This is a genomic window from Bacillus sp. XB1 (assembly GCF_053557995.1).
Window position 1 is genome coordinate 472343 of the sequence record NZ_JBNRIL010000002.1, and the last position, 20174, is coordinate 492516.

The 20174-nt window shown below is 36.4% G+C and carries 19 protein-coding genes and 1 other annotated feature; of the genes, 18 read left to right on the plus strand and 1 reads right to left on the minus strand.

Annotated features, from left to right (window positions below):
* The first annotated feature begins 188 nt into the window (after positions 1 to 188).
* Positions 189 to 408 (plus strand) — a binding site (T-box leader).
* Positions 409 to 448: 40 nt separating this feature from the next.
* The 13 genes from alaS to ACK1U5_RS17745 all read left to right on the plus strand — a co-directional run bounded on the left by alaS (position 449) and on the right by ACK1U5_RS17745 (position 13387).
* A complete protein-coding gene (gene alaS / locus ACK1U5_RS17685; RefSeq protein ID WP_000811825.1) occupies positions 449 to 3091 on the plus strand; it encodes an alanine--tRNA ligase in 2643 nt (880 codons plus the stop codon).
* A 76-nt stretch (positions 3092 to 3167) separates the two neighbouring features.
* A complete protein-coding gene (locus ACK1U5_RS17690) occupies positions 3168 to 3434 on the plus strand; it encodes an IreB family regulatory phosphoprotein (RefSeq protein WP_000348590.1) in 267 nt (88 codons plus the stop codon).
* Positions 3435 to 3437: 3 nt separating this feature from the next.
* A complete protein-coding gene (ruvX, locus tag ACK1U5_RS17695; RefSeq protein WP_001221193.1) occupies positions 3438 to 3851 on the plus strand; it encodes a Holliday junction resolvase RuvX in 414 nt (137 codons plus the stop codon).
* Between the two features lie 12 nt (positions 3852 to 3863).
* Positions 3864 to 4142 (plus strand): DUF1292 domain-containing protein, encoded by a 279-nt coding sequence (locus ACK1U5_RS17700; RefSeq protein WP_000392247.1) that lies wholly within the window; start codon positions 3864 to 3866, stop codon positions 4140 to 4142.
* A gap of 223 nt (positions 4143 to 4365) precedes the next feature.
* Positions 4366 to 5433, plus strand: coding sequence for an endolytic transglycosylase MltG (mltG, locus tag ACK1U5_RS17705; protein ID WP_000572136.1), 1068 nt, complete (start codon positions 4366 to 4368; stop codon positions 5431 to 5433).
* 206 nt (positions 5434 to 5639) lie between these two features.
* Positions 5640 to 6281, plus strand: a complete 642-nt coding sequence (locus ACK1U5_RS17710) for an O-methyltransferase (protein WP_000389102.1) — start codon at positions 5640 to 5642, stop codon at positions 6279 to 6281.
* 7 nt (positions 6282 to 6288) lie between these two features.
* Positions 6289 to 7218, plus strand: a complete 930-nt coding sequence (locus ACK1U5_RS17715; RefSeq protein WP_000742811.1) for a peptidase U32 family protein — start codon at positions 6289 to 6291, stop codon at positions 7216 to 7218.
* An 18-nt stretch (positions 7219 to 7236) separates the two neighbouring features.
* Positions 7237 to 8517 carry a peptidase U32 family protein gene (locus tag ACK1U5_RS17720; protein ID WP_000217974.1) on the plus strand — a complete coding sequence of 427 codons (1281 nt, stop codon included), beginning with the start codon at positions 7237 to 7239 and terminating at the stop codon, positions 8515 to 8517.
* A gap of 17 nt (positions 8518 to 8534) precedes the next feature.
* A complete protein-coding gene (gene udk / locus ACK1U5_RS17725; RefSeq protein ID WP_000537078.1) occupies positions 8535 to 9173 on the plus strand; it encodes a uridine kinase in 639 nt (212 codons plus the stop codon).
* 278 nt (positions 9174 to 9451) lie between these two features.
* Complete coding sequence (gene greA / locus ACK1U5_RS17730) at positions 9452 to 9928, plus strand: transcription elongation factor GreA (protein WP_000102591.1); 477 nt, start codon at positions 9452 to 9454, stop codon at positions 9926 to 9928.
* 157 nt (positions 9929 to 10085) lie between these two features.
* A complete protein-coding gene (locus ACK1U5_RS17735) occupies positions 10086 to 10766 on the plus strand; it encodes a hypothetical protein (protein ID WP_000680878.1) in 681 nt (226 codons plus the stop codon).
* Positions 10767 to 10853: 87 nt separating this feature from the next.
* The gene (locus ACK1U5_RS17740; RefSeq protein ID WP_069604742.1) at positions 10854 to 12608 is read left to right on the plus strand and encodes a peptidoglycan D,D-transpeptidase FtsI family protein; all 1755 of its coding nucleotides are present in this window, start codon (positions 10854 to 10856) and stop codon (positions 12606 to 12608) included.
* Positions 12609 to 12724: 116 nt separating this feature from the next.
* Positions 12725 to 13387, plus strand: a complete 663-nt coding sequence (locus ACK1U5_RS17745) for a YrrS family protein (RefSeq protein ID WP_000897099.1) — start codon at positions 12725 to 12727, stop codon at positions 13385 to 13387.
* A 34-nt stretch (positions 13388 to 13421) separates the two neighbouring features.
* Here the strand turns inward: ACK1U5_RS17745 and ACK1U5_RS17750 are convergent, their stop codons facing one another.
* Positions 13422 to 13637 (minus strand): YrzA family protein, encoded by a 216-nt coding sequence (locus ACK1U5_RS17750; protein ID WP_000010984.1) that lies wholly within the window; start codon positions 13635 to 13637, stop codon positions 13422 to 13424.
* A gap of 136 nt (positions 13638 to 13773) precedes the next feature.
* Here ACK1U5_RS17750 and ACK1U5_RS17755 point away from each other — a divergent pair, with 136 nt between their 5' ends.
* The 5 genes from ACK1U5_RS17755 (at position 13774) to adhE (ending at position 20132) form a co-directional block, all read left to right on the plus strand.
* A complete protein-coding gene (locus ACK1U5_RS17755) occupies positions 13774 to 14412 on the plus strand; it encodes a class I SAM-dependent methyltransferase (RefSeq protein ID WP_000536315.1) in 639 nt (212 codons plus the stop codon).
* A gap of 14 nt (positions 14413 to 14426) precedes the next feature.
* Positions 14427 to 15122: a 5'-methylthioadenosine/S-adenosylhomocysteine nucleosidase gene (gene mtnN / locus ACK1U5_RS17760; RefSeq protein WP_001217024.1), complete on the plus strand. Its 696-nt coding sequence runs from the start codon at positions 14427 to 14429 to the stop codon at positions 15120 to 15122.
* A gap of 82 nt (positions 15123 to 15204) precedes the next feature.
* Complete coding sequence (locus tag ACK1U5_RS17765) at positions 15205 to 16128, plus strand: O-acetylserine dependent cystathionine beta-synthase (protein ID WP_001103882.1); 924 nt, start codon at positions 15205 to 15207, stop codon at positions 16126 to 16128.
* 3 nt (positions 16129 to 16131) lie between these two features.
* On the plus strand, positions 16132 to 17265 hold the full coding sequence (locus ACK1U5_RS17770; protein WP_001201908.1) for a bifunctional cystathionine gamma-lyase/homocysteine desulfhydrase: 1134 nt from the start codon (positions 16132 to 16134) through the stop codon (positions 17263 to 17265).
* 263 nt (positions 17266 to 17528) lie between these two features.
* On the plus strand, positions 17529 to 20132 hold the full coding sequence (gene adhE / locus ACK1U5_RS17775) for a bifunctional acetaldehyde-CoA/alcohol dehydrogenase (protein WP_069604743.1): 2604 nt from the start codon (positions 17529 to 17531) through the stop codon (positions 20130 to 20132).
* Positions 20133 to 20174: the final 42 nt, after the last annotated feature.

Genomic DNA, 20174 nt, shown 5'->3' on the forward strand with positions numbered 1-20174 from the left:
ATATTTAGAAATTTATATAAATTATTCTTATAAGGAGATTCCGATTTATTAATAAATGCATACTATATGAAAAGGCTGTTAAGAATGAATAGTAGAATACTTATGATTAATAAGTAATTAATCCAATATAAATGATTATCTACATTGACAAACTTAAGAGAATTCTATTATATTTAGTCATATAATACATTAAATCAATGACGGAACAAGTACGTTACAGTCCATTTATAGAGAGAAGCTTCCATATGGCTGAAAGAAGCTTTAAATGAAGGGTAACAGAAAGCTAATCCTGAGAGCAGCTAATCACTGCCGTCTTGCCACGTTACGGCACCATGAGGTGATGAATTGATTGTTATTGTAATCAATTCATAATTAGGGTGGTATCGCGAGTTAACTCTCGTCCCTTTTATAGGGACGGGAGTTTTTTATATTTAAGGAGGAAAATACAATGAAACAACTAACAGGCGCACAAATTCGTCAAATGTTTTTAGACTTTTTCCAAGAAAAAGGACATGCAGTAGAACCTAGTGCATCACTAGTTCCGCATGAAGATCCATCTCTTCTATGGATTAATAGTGGTGTAGCTACATTAAAAAAATATTTTGATGGACGTGTAATCCCACAAAATCCACGTATTACAAATGCTCAAAAATCAATTCGTACAAACGATATTGAAAACGTAGGGAAAACAGCTCGTCACCATACATTCTTTGAAATGTTAGGAAATTTCTCAATTGGTGATTACTTCAAAGAAGAAGCAATTACATGGGCTTGGGAATTCTTAACGAGCGACAAATGGATCGGATTCGATAAAGAATTACTATCAGTTACAATCCATCCAGAAGATGAAGAAGCATTCACAATTTGGAATGAGAAAATGGGCGTTCCAAAAGAGCGTATTATTCGCTTAGAAGAAAACTTCTGGGATATCGGTGAAGGACCAAGTGGACCAAATACAGAGATTTTCTATGACCGTGGAGAAGCTTACGGTAATGACTTTAGTGACCCAGAATTATATCCAGGCGGAGAAAACGAGCGTTACTTAGAAGTATGGAACCTTGTATTCTCTCAATTTAACCATAATCCAGACGGTTCATATACACCACTTCCTAAGAAAAACATCGATACAGGGATGGGTCTAGAGCGTATGACATCTATCGTTCAAGATGTGCCTACAAACTTCGATACAGACCTATTCATGCCGATGATTGGTGCAACAGAAACAATTTCTGGTGAAAAATATCGTAATGGCGATTTAGAAAAAGATATGGCATTCAAAGTAATTGCTGACCATATCCGTACAGTAACATTCGCTGTTGGTGACGGTGCTCTTCCATCTAACGAAGGCCGTGGTTATGTATTACGTCGTTTATTACGCCGCGCTGTTCGTTATTCGAAGAAATTAAACATCAATCGTCCATTTATGTTTGAATTAGTACCGGTTGTTGGAGAAGTAATGAAAGACTTCTATCCAGAAGTACTTGAAAAGAAAGATTTCATTGCGAAAGTTGTGAAGAACGAAGAAGAGCGTTTCCATGAAACACTTCATGATGGTGAAGCGATTTTAGCTGAAGTAATTGCAAAAGCAAAAGAAGAAAAAACAACTGTTATTTCTGGAGTAGATGCGTTCCGTCTATATGACACATACGGTTTCCCAATTGAATTAACAGAAGAATATGCAGAAGAAGCTGGCATGACAGTTGATCATGAAGGCTTTGAAAATGAAATGGAAAAACAACGTGAGCGTGCACGTGCTGCTCGTCAAGACGTTGATTCTATGCAAGTTCAAGGTGGTGTCCTTGGAGAAATTAAAGTAGCGAGCGAATTCGTTGGTTACGGTACAGTTGCAACAGAAAGTAACGTTGTTGCACTTGTGAAAAATGGCGAATACACAGACAGCTTACAAGCTGGTGAAGAAGGACAGTTAATTCTTGATGTAACACCATTCTATGCTGAGAGCGGTGGACAAATTGCAGACCGTGGTTACCTTCTTGCTGATGGCGTGAAAGTTCTTGTAAAAGACGTACAAAAAGCACCAAACGGCCAAAACTTGCATAAAGTTGTTGTTGAAGAAGGAACATTAACGAAAGATGCGGCTGTAAAAGCTATTATCGATACGAAAAATCGTAGTAGCGTTGTAAAAAATCATACAGCAACTCATTTACTACACCAAGCATTAAAAGACGTACTTGGAACACACGTTAACCAAGCAGGTTCTCTTGTAACTTCTGAACGTCTACGCTTTGACTTCTCTCACTTCGGTCAAGTACAAGCTGACGAATTAGAAAAAATTGAGCGTATGGTAAACGAGAAAATTTGGGAAAGTATTGATGTTGAGATTTCTCAAAAAGCAATCGAAGAAGCGAAAGAAATGGGTGCAATGGCATTATTCGGTGAAAAATACGGTGATGTTGTACGCGTTGTACAAGTTGGCGATTACAGCTTAGAGCTTTGCGGCGGTTGTCACGTTGATAACACAGCTTCTATCGGTATTTTCAAAATCGTTGCTGAGTCTGGTATCGGTGCAGGAACTCGTCGTATTGAAGCAGTAACTGGTAAGTCTGCATACGAATTAATGAACGATCAAGTAGGTTTATTAAAAGAAGCAGCAGGAAAAATGAAAACAAATCCGAAAGATATTTTAACAAGAGTTGATGGTCTATTTGCTGAAGTGAAACAACTGCAAAAAGAAAATGAATCTCTTGCTGCGAAATTAAGCAATATCGAAGCTGGAAACTTAACTGATTCTGTAATGACAGTTGATGGTGTGAATGTATTAGCAGCGAAAGTAAATGTTGCAGATATGAATAACTTACGTACGATGATGGATGATCTGAAAAATAAATTAGAGTCAGCAGTTGTTGTATTAGCGTCTGTTAATGACGATAAAGTAAACATCCTAGCAGGTGTAACGAAAGACTTAATTAGCCAAGGTTACCATGCTGGTAAACTTGTGAAAGAAGTAGCTTCTCGTTGCGGCGGTGGCGGTGGCGGCCGTCCTGATATGGCACAAGCAGGCGGTAAAAACCCAGCTCAAGTCGAAGAAGCTTTAGCATTTGTACAAGAGTACGTTAAATCTGTTTCAAAATAAAGAGATAGTAGTGTACAATGGTAGGGAGAGGAGAAGTTCTTCTCCCTATACTTACTATATAAGTGAGGTGCTTGAAATGGACGGTTTTGATAAAACAATGAAGTTTAGCATTCAAGATGAAAAACAGAGTGTCCATGTAAATGATGTACTTTTAACTGTGTATGATGCACTTCAAGAAAAAGGCTATAATCCGATTAACCAAATCGTCGGTTACTTATTAAGTGGAGACCCAGCATACATACCTCGCCATAAAGATGCACGTAGCATCATTCGCAAGCTTGAACGTGATGAGTTAATTGAAGAGCTTGTGAAGTCTTACTTGAAACATCATCGTGAGGAGTAGTTTATGCGGATATTAGGTTTAGATGTAGGTACAAAAACAGTCGGGGTTGCAATTAGCGACGAAATGGGCTGGACAGCACAAGGATTAGAAACAATTAAGATTAACGAAGAACGAGGTCACTTTGGTTTTGATCGTATTTCTGAGTTAGTAAAGCAGTACAATGTGGACAAGATAGTAGTAGGTTTACCTAAAAATATGAATGGTACAATTGGCCCGCGTGGTGAAGCGTGCCAACAATTTGCAGAAAACCTACGAGAGCTGTTACAATTAGACGTTGTAATGTGGGACGAGCGTTTGTCAACAATGGCAGCGGAACGTCTGCTCATTTCAGCCGATGTAAGCCGTAAGAAGCGAAAGCAAGTAATTGATAAGATGGCTGCAGTCGTAATCTTACAAGGATTTTTAGATAGTAAATAAGAGGTGACCAAAATGGAAGAAAATCAAATTACAATTGTAGACGAAAAAGGTAACGAACATTTATGTGAAATTATTTTCACTTTTGACGCTGAAAAATTTGGAAAAAAATCATACGTAGTCTTCTCTCCAATCGGTGAAGTAGACGAAGATGGAGACCAAATTTATGATGCAATGGCTTATGAGCAAAATGAAGAAGAGGGCGGAACTTTACTTCCAATCGAATCTGAAGAAGAGTGGGAAATGGTACAAGAAATGTTCAACACTCTAGCTGATGAGCAAGAAGCTGAATAATAAGTACTGAAAAGATGGACGACATACAGTCCATCTTTTTTTGTATTTATATGTAAAATGAAAGATTTTTTGTCGAAACTGTGTAAGTCTTTGTAGTATAATGAGACGGATTGTAGAAAAATAAAGTGTCAATTAAAAAAGATAAGTGAATTTTTAGCGTTTTTACATCGTGCTGTATAGAAAGGTGTACATACGGTCTACAATTAAGTAAGGAGGAAATGTTTTGATAGAGAATCAAGTGAAAAAGAAGCGTAGACGCATCTTTTTATTTTCGATTATTGCACTGCTTTTAGTTTGTGGTTCAGTCTATGCGTATATTTCATCCGCATTAGGACCAGTTGATAGCGGGAATAAAAAAGAGATTGAAGTAGAAATTCCGAAAGGATCATCTACAAGTAAAATTGGAGAAATTTTAGAAGAAAAAGGCGCTGTAAAAAACGGTACAGTTTTTAGTTTTTATACAAAGGCTAAATCGAAAAGTTTACAAGCAGGTACATATTTATTAAATCCTTCAATGAATGCTGAAGATGTGATCGAACAAATGTCATCTGGCAATGTGCATCGTCCGGCTCTTTATAAAGTGACGATTAAAGAAGGGGCGCAAGTAACTGAAATTGCAGAAACGATTGCGACAGAACTAAAGTGGAATAAAGATGATGTTACGCGTCAATTAAACGATAAAGCATTTATTCAAAAAATGCAGCAAAAGTATCCGAAGTTATTAACGGATAAAATCTTTGATAGCAATATTAAATACCCATTAGAAGGTTATTTATATCCTGCAACGTATTCGTTTTATAAGAAAGATACGACGTTAGAAGAAATTGTAATTCCAATGCTTGAGAAAACAAATGCAATCATTGTTCAAAATGAGGCGAAAATGAAAGCGAAGAATTGGGATGTTCATCAGCTTTTAACATTATCTTCACTTATTGAAGAAGAGGCAACTGGTTTTACAGATCGTCAAAAGATCTCTAGTGTCTTTTATAATCGTTTAGCAAAAGGTATGCCGCTTCAAACGGATCCAACGGTATTATATGCACTTGGAAAGCATAAACAACGTGTATTATACGAAGATTTAAAGGTCAACTCACCGTACAATACGTATGTTGTAAAAGGATTACCGATAGGGCCGATCGCAAACTCTGGTAAACATTCAGTAGAAGCTGCGTTAGAACCTGCGCAAACAGATTATTATTATTTCTTAGCTGCACCAAGTGGTGAAGTGTACTATGCGAAAACATTAGAAGAGCATAATGCATTAAAGCAAAAATACATTACGAAAAAATAGTGAAATGGGGAGGGATAGCGAAAAAAGTCGCACATCCCTCTTTTTTGTGGTAAAATATATCGGGTTAAAAACTGGCAGAAGAATCGTTTTTAATATCAAAACGGGACGTACAAGCTAAGGATAAAGCTGGCTTGTATTTTTATTGCATTCTATGTGTGAAAAGACGTCATAGAGGCACTTCTCCATGTAAATAAGGAGGACCATTTATGGAGGATGCAGTTAACGAGTACCTATTATCATTTATTGATCCGAAAGATAAATTAATTCTTGAAATGGAAGAATATGCAACAGAAAATCATGTGCCGATTATGGATCGACTTGGAATGGAATTTATGCTGCAATTTTTACGTTTAATTGGACCGAAAAGCATTTTAGAACTTGGAACAGCAATCGGTTATTCTAGTATTCGTATGATGCAAGCTATTCCAAATTCACGTATTGTGACAGTTGAGCGCAATCGTGAGCGATATGAAAAAGCACTTGAATATATAGAACGTTCCCCAGTAACAGATCGTATTTCAGTTATTTACGGTGATGCGTTAGAGACAGGTGAACAAGTAAAAGAACACGGGACATTTGACGTTATTTTTATTGATGCAGCAAAAGGACAGTATCGTCGCTTTTTTGACTTATATGAACCGTTATTAAATCCTGGTGGCGTAATTATTTCAGATAATGTTATGTACCACGGTCTTGTAACGACAAAAGAGAAAATTGAAAACAGACGTACACGTGGTTTAATCCGTCGTATTAAGACGTACAATGAGTGGCTTATGAACCATGAAGGATATGATACAACGATTTTCCCAATTGGTGATGGAGTAGCTGTTAGTAAAAAGAGAGGGTGACCAAGGTATGAAGAAACCTGAATTGTTAGTAACGCCAAGAGCGGTGGCGGATATCGAACAACTTGCGAAAGCAGGAGCAGATGCGGTAATGATCGGTGAGCAAAAGTTTGGTTTACGTTTAGCAGGGGAGTTTTCACGTGAAGATGTAAAACAAACTGTAAAGATTGCACATGAAAATGGTGTGAAAGTATACGTAGCCATGAACGCTATGTTCCACAACGATAAAGTAGAAGAATTAACAGATTACGTTTCATTTTTAAACGAAGTAAATGTAGATGCAATTGTTTTCGGAGATCCAGCGGTATTAATGGCTGTTCGTGAAGTAGCACCAAATATGCAGTTGCACTGGAATACAGAAACGACAGCAACAAACTGGTTCACTTGTAATTACTGGGGACAAAGAGGATCAAAGCGTGCTGTATTAGCTCGTGAGCTTAGCTTAGATGAAATTGTTGATTTAAAAGAAAATGCTGAAGTGGAACTGGAAGTACAAATTCACGGTATGACTTGTATGTTCCAATCGAAGCGTTCATTAGTAGGAAACTACTTTGAGTATCAAGGACGTAATCTTGACATTGAAAAGAAAAAATATGAAGAGAATATGTTCTTATATGACCCAGAGCGTAACAATAAATATCCAATTTATGAAGATGAAAATGGTACTCACATTATGAGTCCGAACGACATTTGTTTCATCGATGAATTAGAGGAACTAATCGATGCTGAAGTTGATAGCTTAAAAATCGACGGTGTACTAAAAAGCTCTGAATACATTATTGAAGTAACGAAGAAATATCGTCAAGCGATTGATTTATGCGTAGAAGATCGTGATGCATATTATGACGTGAAAGATGATCTATATAAAGAAATAGAAGAAATGCAACCAGTAAATCGTCCGTTAGATACAGGATTCTTCTTTAAAGAAACGGTTTACTAAACGAGGAGGGTGTAGGAAATGACTGTACAAGAAATTTCACGAGTGATCGATGGCAAACGTGTTATTGTGAAGAAACCTGAACTGTTAATCCCTGCGGGTAACTTAGAAAAATTAAAAGTAGCTATCCATTACGGGGCAGATGCTGTATATTTAGGTGGACAAGAATTTGGTCTTCGTTCGAATGCAGGTAACTTTACGCTAGAAGAAATGGCAGAAGGCGTTGAGTTTGCAAAGAAGTATGGAGCAAAAATATACGTAACAACAAATATCTTTGCACATAATGAAAATATGGACGGGCTAGAGGAATATTTAAAAGGGATTGAAAAAGCTGGCGTAACGGGAATTATCGTTGCTGATCCGCTTATCATTGAGACTTGTAAACGCGTAGCGCCTTCTGTTGAGGTGCATTTAAGCACACAGCAATCACTATCCAACTGGAAAGCAGCACAGTATTGGAAAGAAGAAGGTTTACATCGTCTTGTATTAGCTCGTGAAGCAAGCTATGAAGAAATGAAAGAAATTAAAGAAAAAGTGGATATTGAAATTGAAGCGTTCGTCCATGGTGCAATGTGTATCGCATATTCAGGAAGATGTACATTAAGTAACCATATGACAGCGCGTGATTCTAATCGTGGTGGTTGTTGCCAATCTTGCCGCTGGGATTATGATTTAGTTCAAACAGTATCACAACATAAAGATGCAAAAGAGCTTCCTCTATTCCAAGAAGGAGATGCTCACTTTGCGATGAGTCCAAAAGATTTAAATTTAATTTTATCAATTCCAAAAATGATTGAAATCGGAATCGATAGCTTAAAGGTAGAAGGACGTATGAAATCAATCCATTACGTAGCGACTGTAGCAACTGTATATCGTAAAGTAATTGATGCGTATTGTGCGGATCCAGATAACTTTGAGTTTAAACAAGAATGGTTAGATGAGCTTGATAAATGTGCAAATCGTGATACAGCTCCTGCATTCTTTGAAGGGGTTCCAGGACATCAAGAGCAAATGTTTGGAAATCATAGTAAGAAAACAACGTATGATTTTGCTGGTTTAGTGTTAGATTATAATGAAGAAACGGGCATCGTAACGATTGAGCAACGTAATCATTTCAAACCAGGACATGAAGTGGAGTTCTTTGGACCAGAAATAGAAAACTTTACGCAAACGGTGGAGAAAATTTGGGATGAGGATGGAAACGAATTAGATGCAGCGAGACATCCGTTGCAAATCGTGAAATTCAAAGTGGATCAACGAGTGTATGTGAATAATATGATGCGCAAAAGCATACTTCAATAAGAAAGAGTGATAGTCGAATGGGGACGAATAAGCCTGTTGTAATTGGAATTGCTGGTGGTTCGGGATCAGGTAAAACGAGTGTAACGAAAGCGATTTTTGACCATTTTAAAGGTCATTCTATTTTAATCTTAGAGCAAGATTATTATTACAAAGATCAAAGCCATTTACCAATGGAAGAGCGTTTAAAAACAAATTATGATCATCCGCTTGCGTTTGATAATGATCTGTTAATTGAACATTTGCAGCAGTTGCTTGCATATGAGCAAATTGATAAGCCTGTATATGACTATACATTGCATACGCGTTCAGAAGAAATTATTCCGGTTGAGCCGAAAGATGTAATTATTTTAGAAGGAATTCTTATTTTAGAAGACCCACGTCTTTGCGAGTTAATGGACATTAAATTATTCGTTGATACGGATGCTGACCTTCGTATTCTGCGCCGCATGCAACGTGATATTAAAGAGCGCGGTCGTACGATGGATTCAGTTATTGATCAGTACGTAAATGTTGTACGTCCAATGCACAATCAATTTATTGAGCCTTCTAAGAAATTTGCGGATATTATTATCCCTGAAGGTGGACAAAACCACGTTGCAATTGATATTATGGTGACAAAAATTGCAACAATTCTTGAACAAAAAGTAAATTTGTAATAGCATAGTAAAAGATATACGGTAGGAAGGGATTTTTTCCCTTCTTATCGAATACAATGAAACATGCAACCTCATCTATATATAGGTGAGGGCATATTTATATCAACTTTCCATACATATCTTCTTTATATAAAGAAGAATTGGAAATACGGGGTTGTATGTGACAACTCCGCTAGTGCAAGGGTACTAGAAACCTCCGCTAACAATGGAAGCGGAGGAGTTTTCATATGGAACTCCTCTTTTTTTCAGGGGATTGGTATATAAAAGGAGTGGAAAATATGTCAACAGAAAAAACATACCCTATGACGCAAGAGGGTAAGCAAAAACTAGAGAACGAACTTGAGCAATTAAAAACAGTAAGACGTAAAGAAGTAGTAGAACGTATTAAAATCGCACGTAGCTTCGGGGATCTTTCTGAGAACTCTGAGTACGATGCAGCGAAAGATGAGCAAGCGTTCGTAGAAGGACGTATTACACAATTAGAAAATATGATTCGTAACGCAGTTATCATTAAAGATACTGGCGAAGTATCTACTGTTGTTACATTAGGTAAAACAGTAACATTTAAAGAATTACCAAACGGAGATGAAGAAGCGTATACAATCGTAGGTAGCGCGGAAGCTGATCCATTCGAAGGAAGAATTTCTAACGATTCTCCAATCGCAAAAAGCTTATTAGGTAAGCAAATTGGTGAGAAAGTAACAATCCAAACACCAGGCGGAGAAATGCAAGTAGAGATTGTCTCTGTAAAATAAAAAAAAGATTCTCCTATCGGGAGAATCTTTTTTTTCTATAGAATGAAAAAAATTGTGTAAACCTTAGAGTGATTCGACAAAAAATGTCAAAAAAACACTTTAAGCTTTGATATCATAATTAGAGACCATAGGTTTTAAAAGGGAAAAGGGGCTAATTATGAAACATAAAATCTTTACAGGATTGGTTTGTAGTATCTCCATATTAGGACTTGCTGCATGCGGAACGAATGAAGAAACTACATCATCAAAGGGAGAAAAAGTGAAGCAAGAAGAAAAAAAGGATATTAAAGCAACTGAGAGTTCAAAAGCCTTAGAAAATCCACAAGATAAAAAGGAATTTAATGATTTTGATGTAGCGTATCAATTAGCAATTGTCATGAAAATATTTCAAGATGTAACGATTAAGTATGATTACGCAATTGGGAATCCAGATTATTTATTGCGAGATTCGATGGATCAAAAAACAATAGATGATATGAAGAATATGTTACAAGAACAGGCGAAGAATAATGATAAAATTTTAAAAGATGAAGTGAATCAAGCATATACATATTTAAAACAATCGAAAGTAAGTAATAAAGATGATATTCAAAAAATAATAGATGCACAAAATAATTATTTACATATTGTAGATAAGATGATTACTTGTATTGATTCTGTAACAGTTGAGAATGCAAAAGAAAAAAGAAATGAAATGGATAATCTTAGTAAGGATTATTTAAAAATAGCGGCTAATGTAACAACCACTGTAATTGAAGTTGCTAAAAACACTGGAGTGAATGAAACTGAATTTAGATCGCTTCTTATGAAATTTTTAGAGAAGCCAAAGAAACAATAATAGCCTTATATAATATCTGTTTTTGTTTTGGAGATTGTATAAATAAAATAGTACCTCGTCTAAACTACAATAGACGAGGTGTTTTTTATGAAAATAAAACGGAGAATTACAATTGTTTTAATTTGTTTTATGAGCGTTATGTTTGTATTGCTTTGTCGTTTAATCCAAATTCAAATTATAGATACAGAATCATTTACTGATCGCAAAATAAATTTAATTGAAAAAAGTGTTACGCAACGCACACAATCCATTACAGTAGACGATGGACGTGGGCAGTTTATAGATCGTAATGGTAAAAAAATAGGTGAGGAAAAATATCCTGTTTTAATTATTTTTCCATTTTTACAAATAAAAAATGACATGTTAGAGAAAATCGCGCATATCATTGGTGTGTCGAGACAAGAGATTAGAAGACAAATGAAAAATAATAAAAATGCATTTACACTACAAGGAGAAACTGCTCCATTTCGAGTGACACGAGAGCAGATGGAGAAGGTAAATGAATTACATGTATTAGGTATTGTAGCAGCTGAAGTGCGATTAAAACAAACTGGAGAGATAAATCATTTAATTGGTGATGTAGGGGAGAACGAAAGGGAGTTTCAAAAGCGATATGGAGAATTGAAAAGAATCTCAAAACAAACGCCGATAGGTATTTCAGGATTACAGCAATCATTTGATGAATTTCTATTGACTGATGGAGAGGCAAAAGTATTATATCAAGTAGATCGGCAAGGAGAACCAATTTTCGGAAAGCAAGCGAAATACACTTCACCAGGAAATCCATTTTATCCAGTTAGGATTCAAACTACTTTACATAAAGAGTTGCAGCAAAAAGCAGAAGAAGTGATTGAAGCGAATGAAATAAAGAAGGGGGGACTAGTATTACTTGATGTAAAGACAAATGAAATATTAGCGATGGCTAGTAAGCCGTCTTTACAAGTAAGGGATGAGAATTTATATAAAACTACACTTGAAAATCAAATGTTAACGCCACATTTTCCAGGCTCTGTTTTTAAAACAGTAGTTGCAGCTGCAGTCATTGATCAAAAAGTAAATTTGTTTAATCGGACATTTAACTGTAACAAAGATTTATATGGTGAAAACGACCCGCAAGTTAGGATGGGTACACTTAACTTTAAAGAGAGCTTTGCTAGGAGCTGTAACAGGACATTTTCCGAGTTAGGTAACGAGCTATTACAAAAGGATAAGACGGTGCTACAAACATACGTAGCAGCTTTAGGAGCAAATGAAAAGGTTGGATGGAAAGGTTCTGTATTTCATACACCTCATTTTGAGCAAATGCCAGAAGAAAAGGGTACTACTATTTGGGGGAATGAAGAAAATAAAAATAGTAAAAAAGCGGTAGAACAAACAGCAATTGGACAGAAAGATGTACGTATATCACCTCTAGCAATTGCAAATATGATGGCGACGATTGCAAGGAATGGAGAAAAGATGGAAGTGAAAGCAGTTGAAAAAATAGTATATAAAAATGGAGCGGATTTTTTTACATTTGAGAGCCATACGTTAAATGGAAAACAGCTTTCGTATGAAACAGTGAAAACATTACAAGAGTTATTAAGAGGCGTTGTAACAAGGGAGAAAGGAACAGGAACGGCATTCCGTTCGTTGCCACTAAGTGTCGCTGGAAAATCCGGGACAGCGCAAACAGGGAAAGGGACGAGGGTGAATCGCTGGTTTGCAGGTTATTTTCCGTATGAGAATCCAAGATATGCTTTAGTTGTTGTTGATCTAGAGACTGATAGCAAAGTGAATAAAGTTACACCTATTTTTAAAGATATGGTAGGAGCAATCTATCAATTGGAGAATGAAAAGTAATCTTGCAATTTATAGTGAAATGTCTTCATTTCATGAAAATATCATTGTAAATGTTCAACCTTTCTAGATTTAATGTTACAATAGCAATTAGGAAAAACTGCATGGAGGTTTGGAGAATGGCAGGAGGATCAAGATTCCAACAGAAACAACAAAAACGTCGTCAAAACGGTGTTTTAAATATTGCAATCGCTATTGTATTACTATTAGTAGCTATTGTAGCATATCAATTGTTCGTTCCTAGTACGAAAGAGCAAGCATCTTCTACTGATAAGAAAGTCTCTCAACAAACAACAAAGAATGAGAAAGCTGGAAAATCAGAAGATAAAGAATCTGCTAAGAAAAAAGAAAAAGAACAAGAGCAAGCAGAAGCTAAGAAAAAAGCTGAAGAAGAGAAGCTAAAGGCTGAAGAAGAACAGAAAAAAGCTGAAGAAGAAGCGAAAGCTAACGAGAAAGTATCAGCTGAGAAAACTGTATCTAAGGCAAAAGAGGCGTATACAAAACCTTCTTGGAAAGCTGTGGGAACAGAACAAGGTTCATCACCAGCGATGACGTTTAAACAGGGTTCATCAGATTGGAATGAGATGCAAAGTGCAATTGCTGCAGGTGTTGAAGTACCGAAAGAGCAATTAGTATTCCATTTTGTTGGAAGAGACAAAACTGGAAAGAGCAAAGCTTATGGTGATGTTCAAGATAAGCAAAGTGGGAAAAGATATTATGTAAATATTGATTGGGTAGACAATGAGGGCTGGAAACCAGTACTTGTTCAAACTCTAAACTAAAAAAGAGAGGCTCCTTAGGAGCTTCTCTTTTTTGTTAACGCAATTTCTTTAATTTAAAATGAACAACCGCGCTATAATACGGTCTTTTGCTTTCAGGATCCATAACCATTTGATGTGAGATGTGATGAACTTCAAGCATAAGTGCTTTATTATTATCAATTTGTTCACTAATTTTTCGTTCTAAAGAAGCTAAGTCTCCCGCTTCAAAAAACTCTACTTTATCTTCTAACATTTCAAAGGTAAATGACATGAAGACGGCCCCTCTCCTATGTAATCAACTATAGTGTAACAAAGAAAAGAAGGAAATACCATGTACATTTCAATTGACATTTTTAGAAAGAGGGAATATCATACTGATAAAACCGATAAGAAAAAGGGGAATTTTTATGGGTACAGAATTTAATGGTTTATTTGATGAGTGGGCTCATACGTACGACTCATTTGTACAAGGCGAAGATATACAATATAAAGAAGTTTTCGCCCATTATGAGGACATTCTAGAGGATGTAGTTAACAAGTCATTTGGTAATGTATTAGAATTTGGTGTCGGTACAGGTAATTTAACAAATAAATTATTACTTGCTGGCCGCACAGTTTACGGTATAGAACCGTCGCGTGAAATGCGCATGATTGCAAAAGAGAAATTGCCAAAAGAATTTTCAATTACAGACGGTGATTTTCTTTCGTTTGAAGTTCCAAATTCAATTGATACCATTGTAAGCACCTATGCATTTCATCATTTAACAGATGATGAAAAAAATGTAGCGATTGCGAAGTATAGTCAATTGCTAAACAAAGGTGGTAAAATAGTGTTTGCTGATACGATATTTGCAGATCAAGATGCATATGATAAAACTGTTGAAACAGCAAAACAAAGAGGTTTCCACCAGTTAGCAAACGATTTGCAAACGGAATACTATACACGTATTCCAGTTATGCAGACTATTTTTGAAAACAATGGCTTCCATGTAACGTTCACGAGATTAAATCATTTCGTTTGGGTAATGGAGGCAACTAAGCAATAGAAAGAGGGATTAGATTGAGAATTGCTGTAATTGGAGCAATGGAAGAAGAAGTACGTATTTTACGTGATAAATTAGAACAAGCAGAGACAGAAACGGTTGCAGGTTGTGAATTTACGAAAGGGCTATTAGCAGGGCATGAAGTAATCTTGTTAAAGTCTGGTATTGGTAAAGTAAACGCAGCGATGTCAACGACAATTTTATTAGAAAAATATAAGCCTGAAAAAGTAATTAATACTGGTTCAGCTGGTGGATTCCATCATTCTCTAAACGTTGGTGATGTAGTTATTTCCACTGAAGTTCGTCACCATGACGTAGATGTAACAGCATTTAACTATGAATATGGTCAAGTACCAGGAATGCCGCCTGGATTTAAAGCTGATGAGGCGTTAGTTGCATTAGCTGAGAAATGTATGCAGGCTGAAGAAAATATTCAAGTTGTAAAAGGTATGATTGCAACAGGTGATTCATTTATGAGTGATCCGAACCGCGTTGCAGCCATTCGTGATAAATTTGAAAATCTTTATGCGGTAGAAATGGAAGCAGCAGCTGTTGCACAAGTATGCCACCAATATGAAATTCCGTTTGTTATTATTCGCGCACTTTCTGATATTGCTGGTAAAGAATCAAATGTTTCATTTGATCAGTTTTTAGATCAAGCAGCTCTTCATTCTACAAACTTTATCGTAAAAGTGTTAGAAGAGTTAAAGTAATGTAACAAAAAGGCAACTGTCTCATATAAAGAAAATACATACAGTTGCCTTTTCTTTATTGGCAAACAAGGGGGAGAACACGATGAATGTATATCGTGGAGTTCATGAGTTAATTGGTCATACACCAATTGTAGAAATTACTCGTTTTTCACTTCCGAAAGGAGTCCGTTTATTTGCAAAGCTTGAATTTTATAACCCAGGCGGAAGCGTTAAGGATCGTTTAGGAAGAGAATTAATCGAAGATGCGCTAGAAAAAGGGCTTGTTACCCGGGGTGGAACAATTATTGAACCGACTGCTGGGAATACTGGTATTGGACTGGCACTTGCAGCATTAGAACATGATTTACGTGTTATTGTTTGTGTACCAGAGAAATTTAGTATTGAAAAACAAGAATTAATGAAAGCACTAGGTGCAACGGTCGTGCATACACCGACTGAGCAAGGAATGACCGGTGCAATTGCTAAAGCAAAAGAGTTAGTAAATGAACTACCGAATTCATACTCTCCAAGTCAGTTCGCAAATGAGGCAAATCCTCGTGCATATTTTAAAACACTAGGACCTGAACTGTGGGACGCATTGAATGGAGAGATTAACATATTTGTTGCTGGAGCAGGAACTGGCGGTACGTTTATGGGGACTGCATCTTATTTGAAAGAAAAAAATATAGATATTAAAACAGTTATCGTAGAGCCAGAAGGATCTATTTTAAATGGTGGTAAGGCTGGTTCACATGAGACCGAAGGAATTGGACTGGAATTTATCCCGCCATTTTTGAAGACATCTTATTTTGATGAAATTCATACGATTTCTGATCGAAATGCATTTTTACGAGTGAAAGAATTAGCGCAAAAAGAAGGACTTCTCGTTGGGAGCTCTTCAGGAGCAGCATTTCATGCGAGCTTACTGGAGGCAGAGAAGGCAGCACCAGGTACAAATATTGTAACGATTTTTCCTGATAGCAGTGAGCGCTATTTAAGTAAAGACATATACAAAGGATGGGAATGAAAAATGAGAGCAAAGACAAAGTTAATTCATGGTATTCGCATAGGAGAACCTTCAACTGGATCTGTAAACGTACCGATTTATCAAACAAGTACGTACAAACAAGAAGCAGTTGGTAAGCATCAAGGATATGAATATTCACGTACAGGTAACCCAACACGTGCAGCTTTAGAAGAAATGATTGCTGTATTAGAAAATGGGCATGCTGGATTTGCATTTGGTTCAGGAATGGCTGCTATTACAGCGACAATTATGTTGTTCTCAAAAGGTGACCACGTTATTTTAACAGATGATGTTTATGGCGGAACATACCGCGTTATTACGAAAGTATTAAACCGTTTCGGTATTGAGCATACATTCGTAGATACAACAAACTTAGAGGAAGTTGAAGAAGCGATTCGTCCAAATACGAAAGCAATTTATGTGGAAACACCAACGAACCCACTACTAAAAATTACTGATATTAAGAAAATATCTACTCTTGCTAAAGAGAAAGACCTATTAACAATTATTGATAACACATTCATGACGCCATATTGGCAGTCGCCGATTTCTTTAGGAGCAGATATTGTGCTTCATAGTGCAACGAAATATTTAGGAGGTCATAGTGATGTAGTTGCAGGTTTAGTAGTTGTAAATAGCCCACAACTAGCAGAAGATCTTCACTTTGTACAAAACTCAACAGGAGGTATTCTTGGGCCACAAGATAGCTTCTTACTACTTCGCGGTTTAAAAACATTAGGAATTCGTATGGAAGAACATGAAACGAATTCACGTGCTATTGCTGAGTTCTTAAATAATCATCCAAAAGTAAATAAAGTATATTACCCAGGTCTTGAATCACATCAAAATCACGAATTAGCAACAGAACAAGCAAACGGGTTTGGTGCTATTATCTCATTTGATGTAGATAGTGAAGAAACATTAAATAAAGTACTTGAGAAACTACAATACTTTACACTTGCTGAAAGCTTAGGAGCGGTAGAAAGTTTAATTTCTATTCCATCTCAAATGACACATGCATCAATCCCAGCTGATCGCCGCAAAGAATTAGGAATTACAGATACATTAATTCGTATTTCTGTCGGTATTGAAGATGGTGAAGATTTAATTGAAGATTTAGCACAAGCGCTAGCATAATAAAAAATGCACTGCTCTATATTAGCAGTGCGTTTTTTTATTACGTCTTTTTGTGAAACGTTTCACAAAATAGACATACACAAACGAAATGATTTCATGTATATTGAATTCAGGAAACGTTACTCACGAACAAACTTGTGAAACTTTTCACAAACAATGAAATTCATGTAGGAAAGCATCTCTATTTTTTTGTGTTAATTGGGACTTATTTTGACCTACAGGGACATATAAGGACCGTAATAGTAGAATAGGAGGAAATTTACATGGTAGTCAAAGAGAAAGTTGTAAATGAAATGCAGGAAGTAAAAAAGATGATTGATACGCTAGTAAATAATGGTCAACAAGCTTTACAAGCATTAGAAAGTTTTACACAAGAGGAAATTGACAACATTGTTCATGAAATGGCATTAGCAGGTGTTGATCAACATATGCCGCTAGCAAAATTGGCAGTTGAAGAAACTGGCCGTGGTGTATATGAAGACAAATGCATTAAAAATATTTTTGCCACTGAATATATTTGGCATAGTATAAAGCAAGATAAAACGGTAGGGACTATTCACGAAGATCCTCATGAAGAAATAATAGAAATCGCGGAACCTGTCGGTGTAGTAGCTGGAGTAACACCAGTAACGAATCCAACGTCGACAACAATGTTTAAAGCGTTAATTGCGATAAAAACAAGAAATCCAATTATTTTCGCATTTCATCCTTCCGCACAAAAATGTTCTGTGGCAGCAGCGAAAACCGTATATGATGCAGCGATGAAAGCTGGTGCACCAAAACACTGTATTCAATGGATTGAAAGACCGTCTGTTGAAGCGACGAAACAATTGATGAACCATGATGGTGTAGCACTCGTTCTAGCAACTGGAGGCGCTGGTATGGTGAAATCAGCTTACTCTACTGGAAAACCAGCGTTAGGCGTTGGTCCTGGTAATGTACCGTGTTATATAGAAAAATCAGCACATGTAAAACGAGCTGTTAATGATTTAATTTTATCAAAAACATTTGATAACGGTATGATTTGTGCATCGGAACAAGCAATCATTGTCGATAAAGAAATTTATGATGATGTTAAAACAGAAATGATTGAAAACAGTTGTTACTTTGTAACAGAAGAAGAAAGAAAAAAATTAGAAAAGCTCGTTATAAATGAAAATACATGTGCAGTAAATAGTGATATTGTAGGGAAATCAGCACAGTATATTGCCGATTTAGTTGGGATCACTGTTCCTGGACATACAAAAATGCTTGTAGCTGAAATTCAAGGTATCGGAGCAGCATATCCGTTATCCCGTGAGAAACTGAGTCCAGTATTAGCTTGTGTGAAGGCAAATTCATTAGAAGAAGGATTTACATATTGCGAAGAAATGTTGAACCTCGGTGGTTTAGGACATTCAGCAGTTATCCATTCTACAAATAAAGATGTGCAAAAGCAATTTGGGTTACGTATGAAAGCTTGCCGTCTCATTGTAAATGCACCTTCATCACAAGGTGGAATAGGGGATATATATAATGGATTTATTCCATCACTTACACTTGGTTGTGGTTCATACGGAAAGAATTCAGTTTCCCAAAATGTAACAGCGACTCATTTATTAAATATAAAAAGGCTGGCAAATAGAAAAAAGAATATGCAGTGGTTCAAACTGCCACCAAAAATTTATTTTGAAAAACATGCTACAGCTTATTTAGCAAATATGCCTAACATTTCACGTGCATTTATTGTAACGGACCCCGGAATGGTTGAACATGGCTATGTCGATACAGTCGCGCACTATTTAAACAAGAATGCAAATGATGTGAAAGTTGAAGTTTTCTTTGAGGTCGAACCAGATCCATCAGATGAAACTGTTTTCAAAGGTGCGGAAATGATGAAAAGCTTTAAGCCAGATGTAATTATCGCACTTGGTGGTGGTTCAGCTATGGATGCAGCAAAAGGAATGTGGTTATTCTATGAGCATCCAGAAACGACATTCTATGGTATTAAACAGAAATTTTTAGATATAAGAAAACGTACATGTAAATATCCGGAATTAGGAAATAAGGCGCAGTTTGTTGCGATTCCAACGACATCAGGAACGGGATCAGAAGTGACACCATTTGCGGTTATTACAGATAAGAAAAATAATATAAAGTATCCGCTCGCAGATTATGAATTAACACCAGATGTAGCAATTGTTGATCCACAATTTGTAATGACAGTACCACCACATGTAACAGCAGATACTGGTATGGATGTTTTAACACATGCAATTGAGGCGTATGTGTCTGTTATGGCAAATGACTATACAGATGGATTAGCATTAAAAGCTATTGATCTCGTATTCAAATATTTACCGAGAGCATATAAAGATGGAAATGATGAAGAAGCAAGAGAAAAAATGCATAACGCTTCTGCAATTGCAGGGATGGCATTTGCAAATGCTTTCCTCGGTATTAATCACAGCTTAGCACATAAGATTGGACCAGAATTCCATATTCCGCACGGACGTGCAAATGCCATTCTAATGCCGCACGTAGTCCGCTATAATGCTATTAAGCCAAGAAAACACGCATTGTTCCCAAAATATGAGCACTTTGTGGCAGATGAAAGATATGCACATATAGCGAGAATGCTCGGGCTTCCAGCAAGTTCGGCAGCAGAAGGAGTGGAATCACTCGTCCAAGCAATTATTGAGCTTGGAAAAAGCTTAAATATTAATATGAGTATTGCGGGACAAGGAGTCGATAAAGAGCAATTTGAAGAGGTTGTTGGAGTATTAGCAGAAAGAGCTTTTGAAGATCAATGTACAACTGCTAATCCAAAGTTACCGCTTATTTCAGAGCTGAAAGAAATTTATATGGAAGCATATAAAGGTGAATAATGATAAAAAAAGAGCCGCAGTAAAAGCGGCTCTTTTTTTATT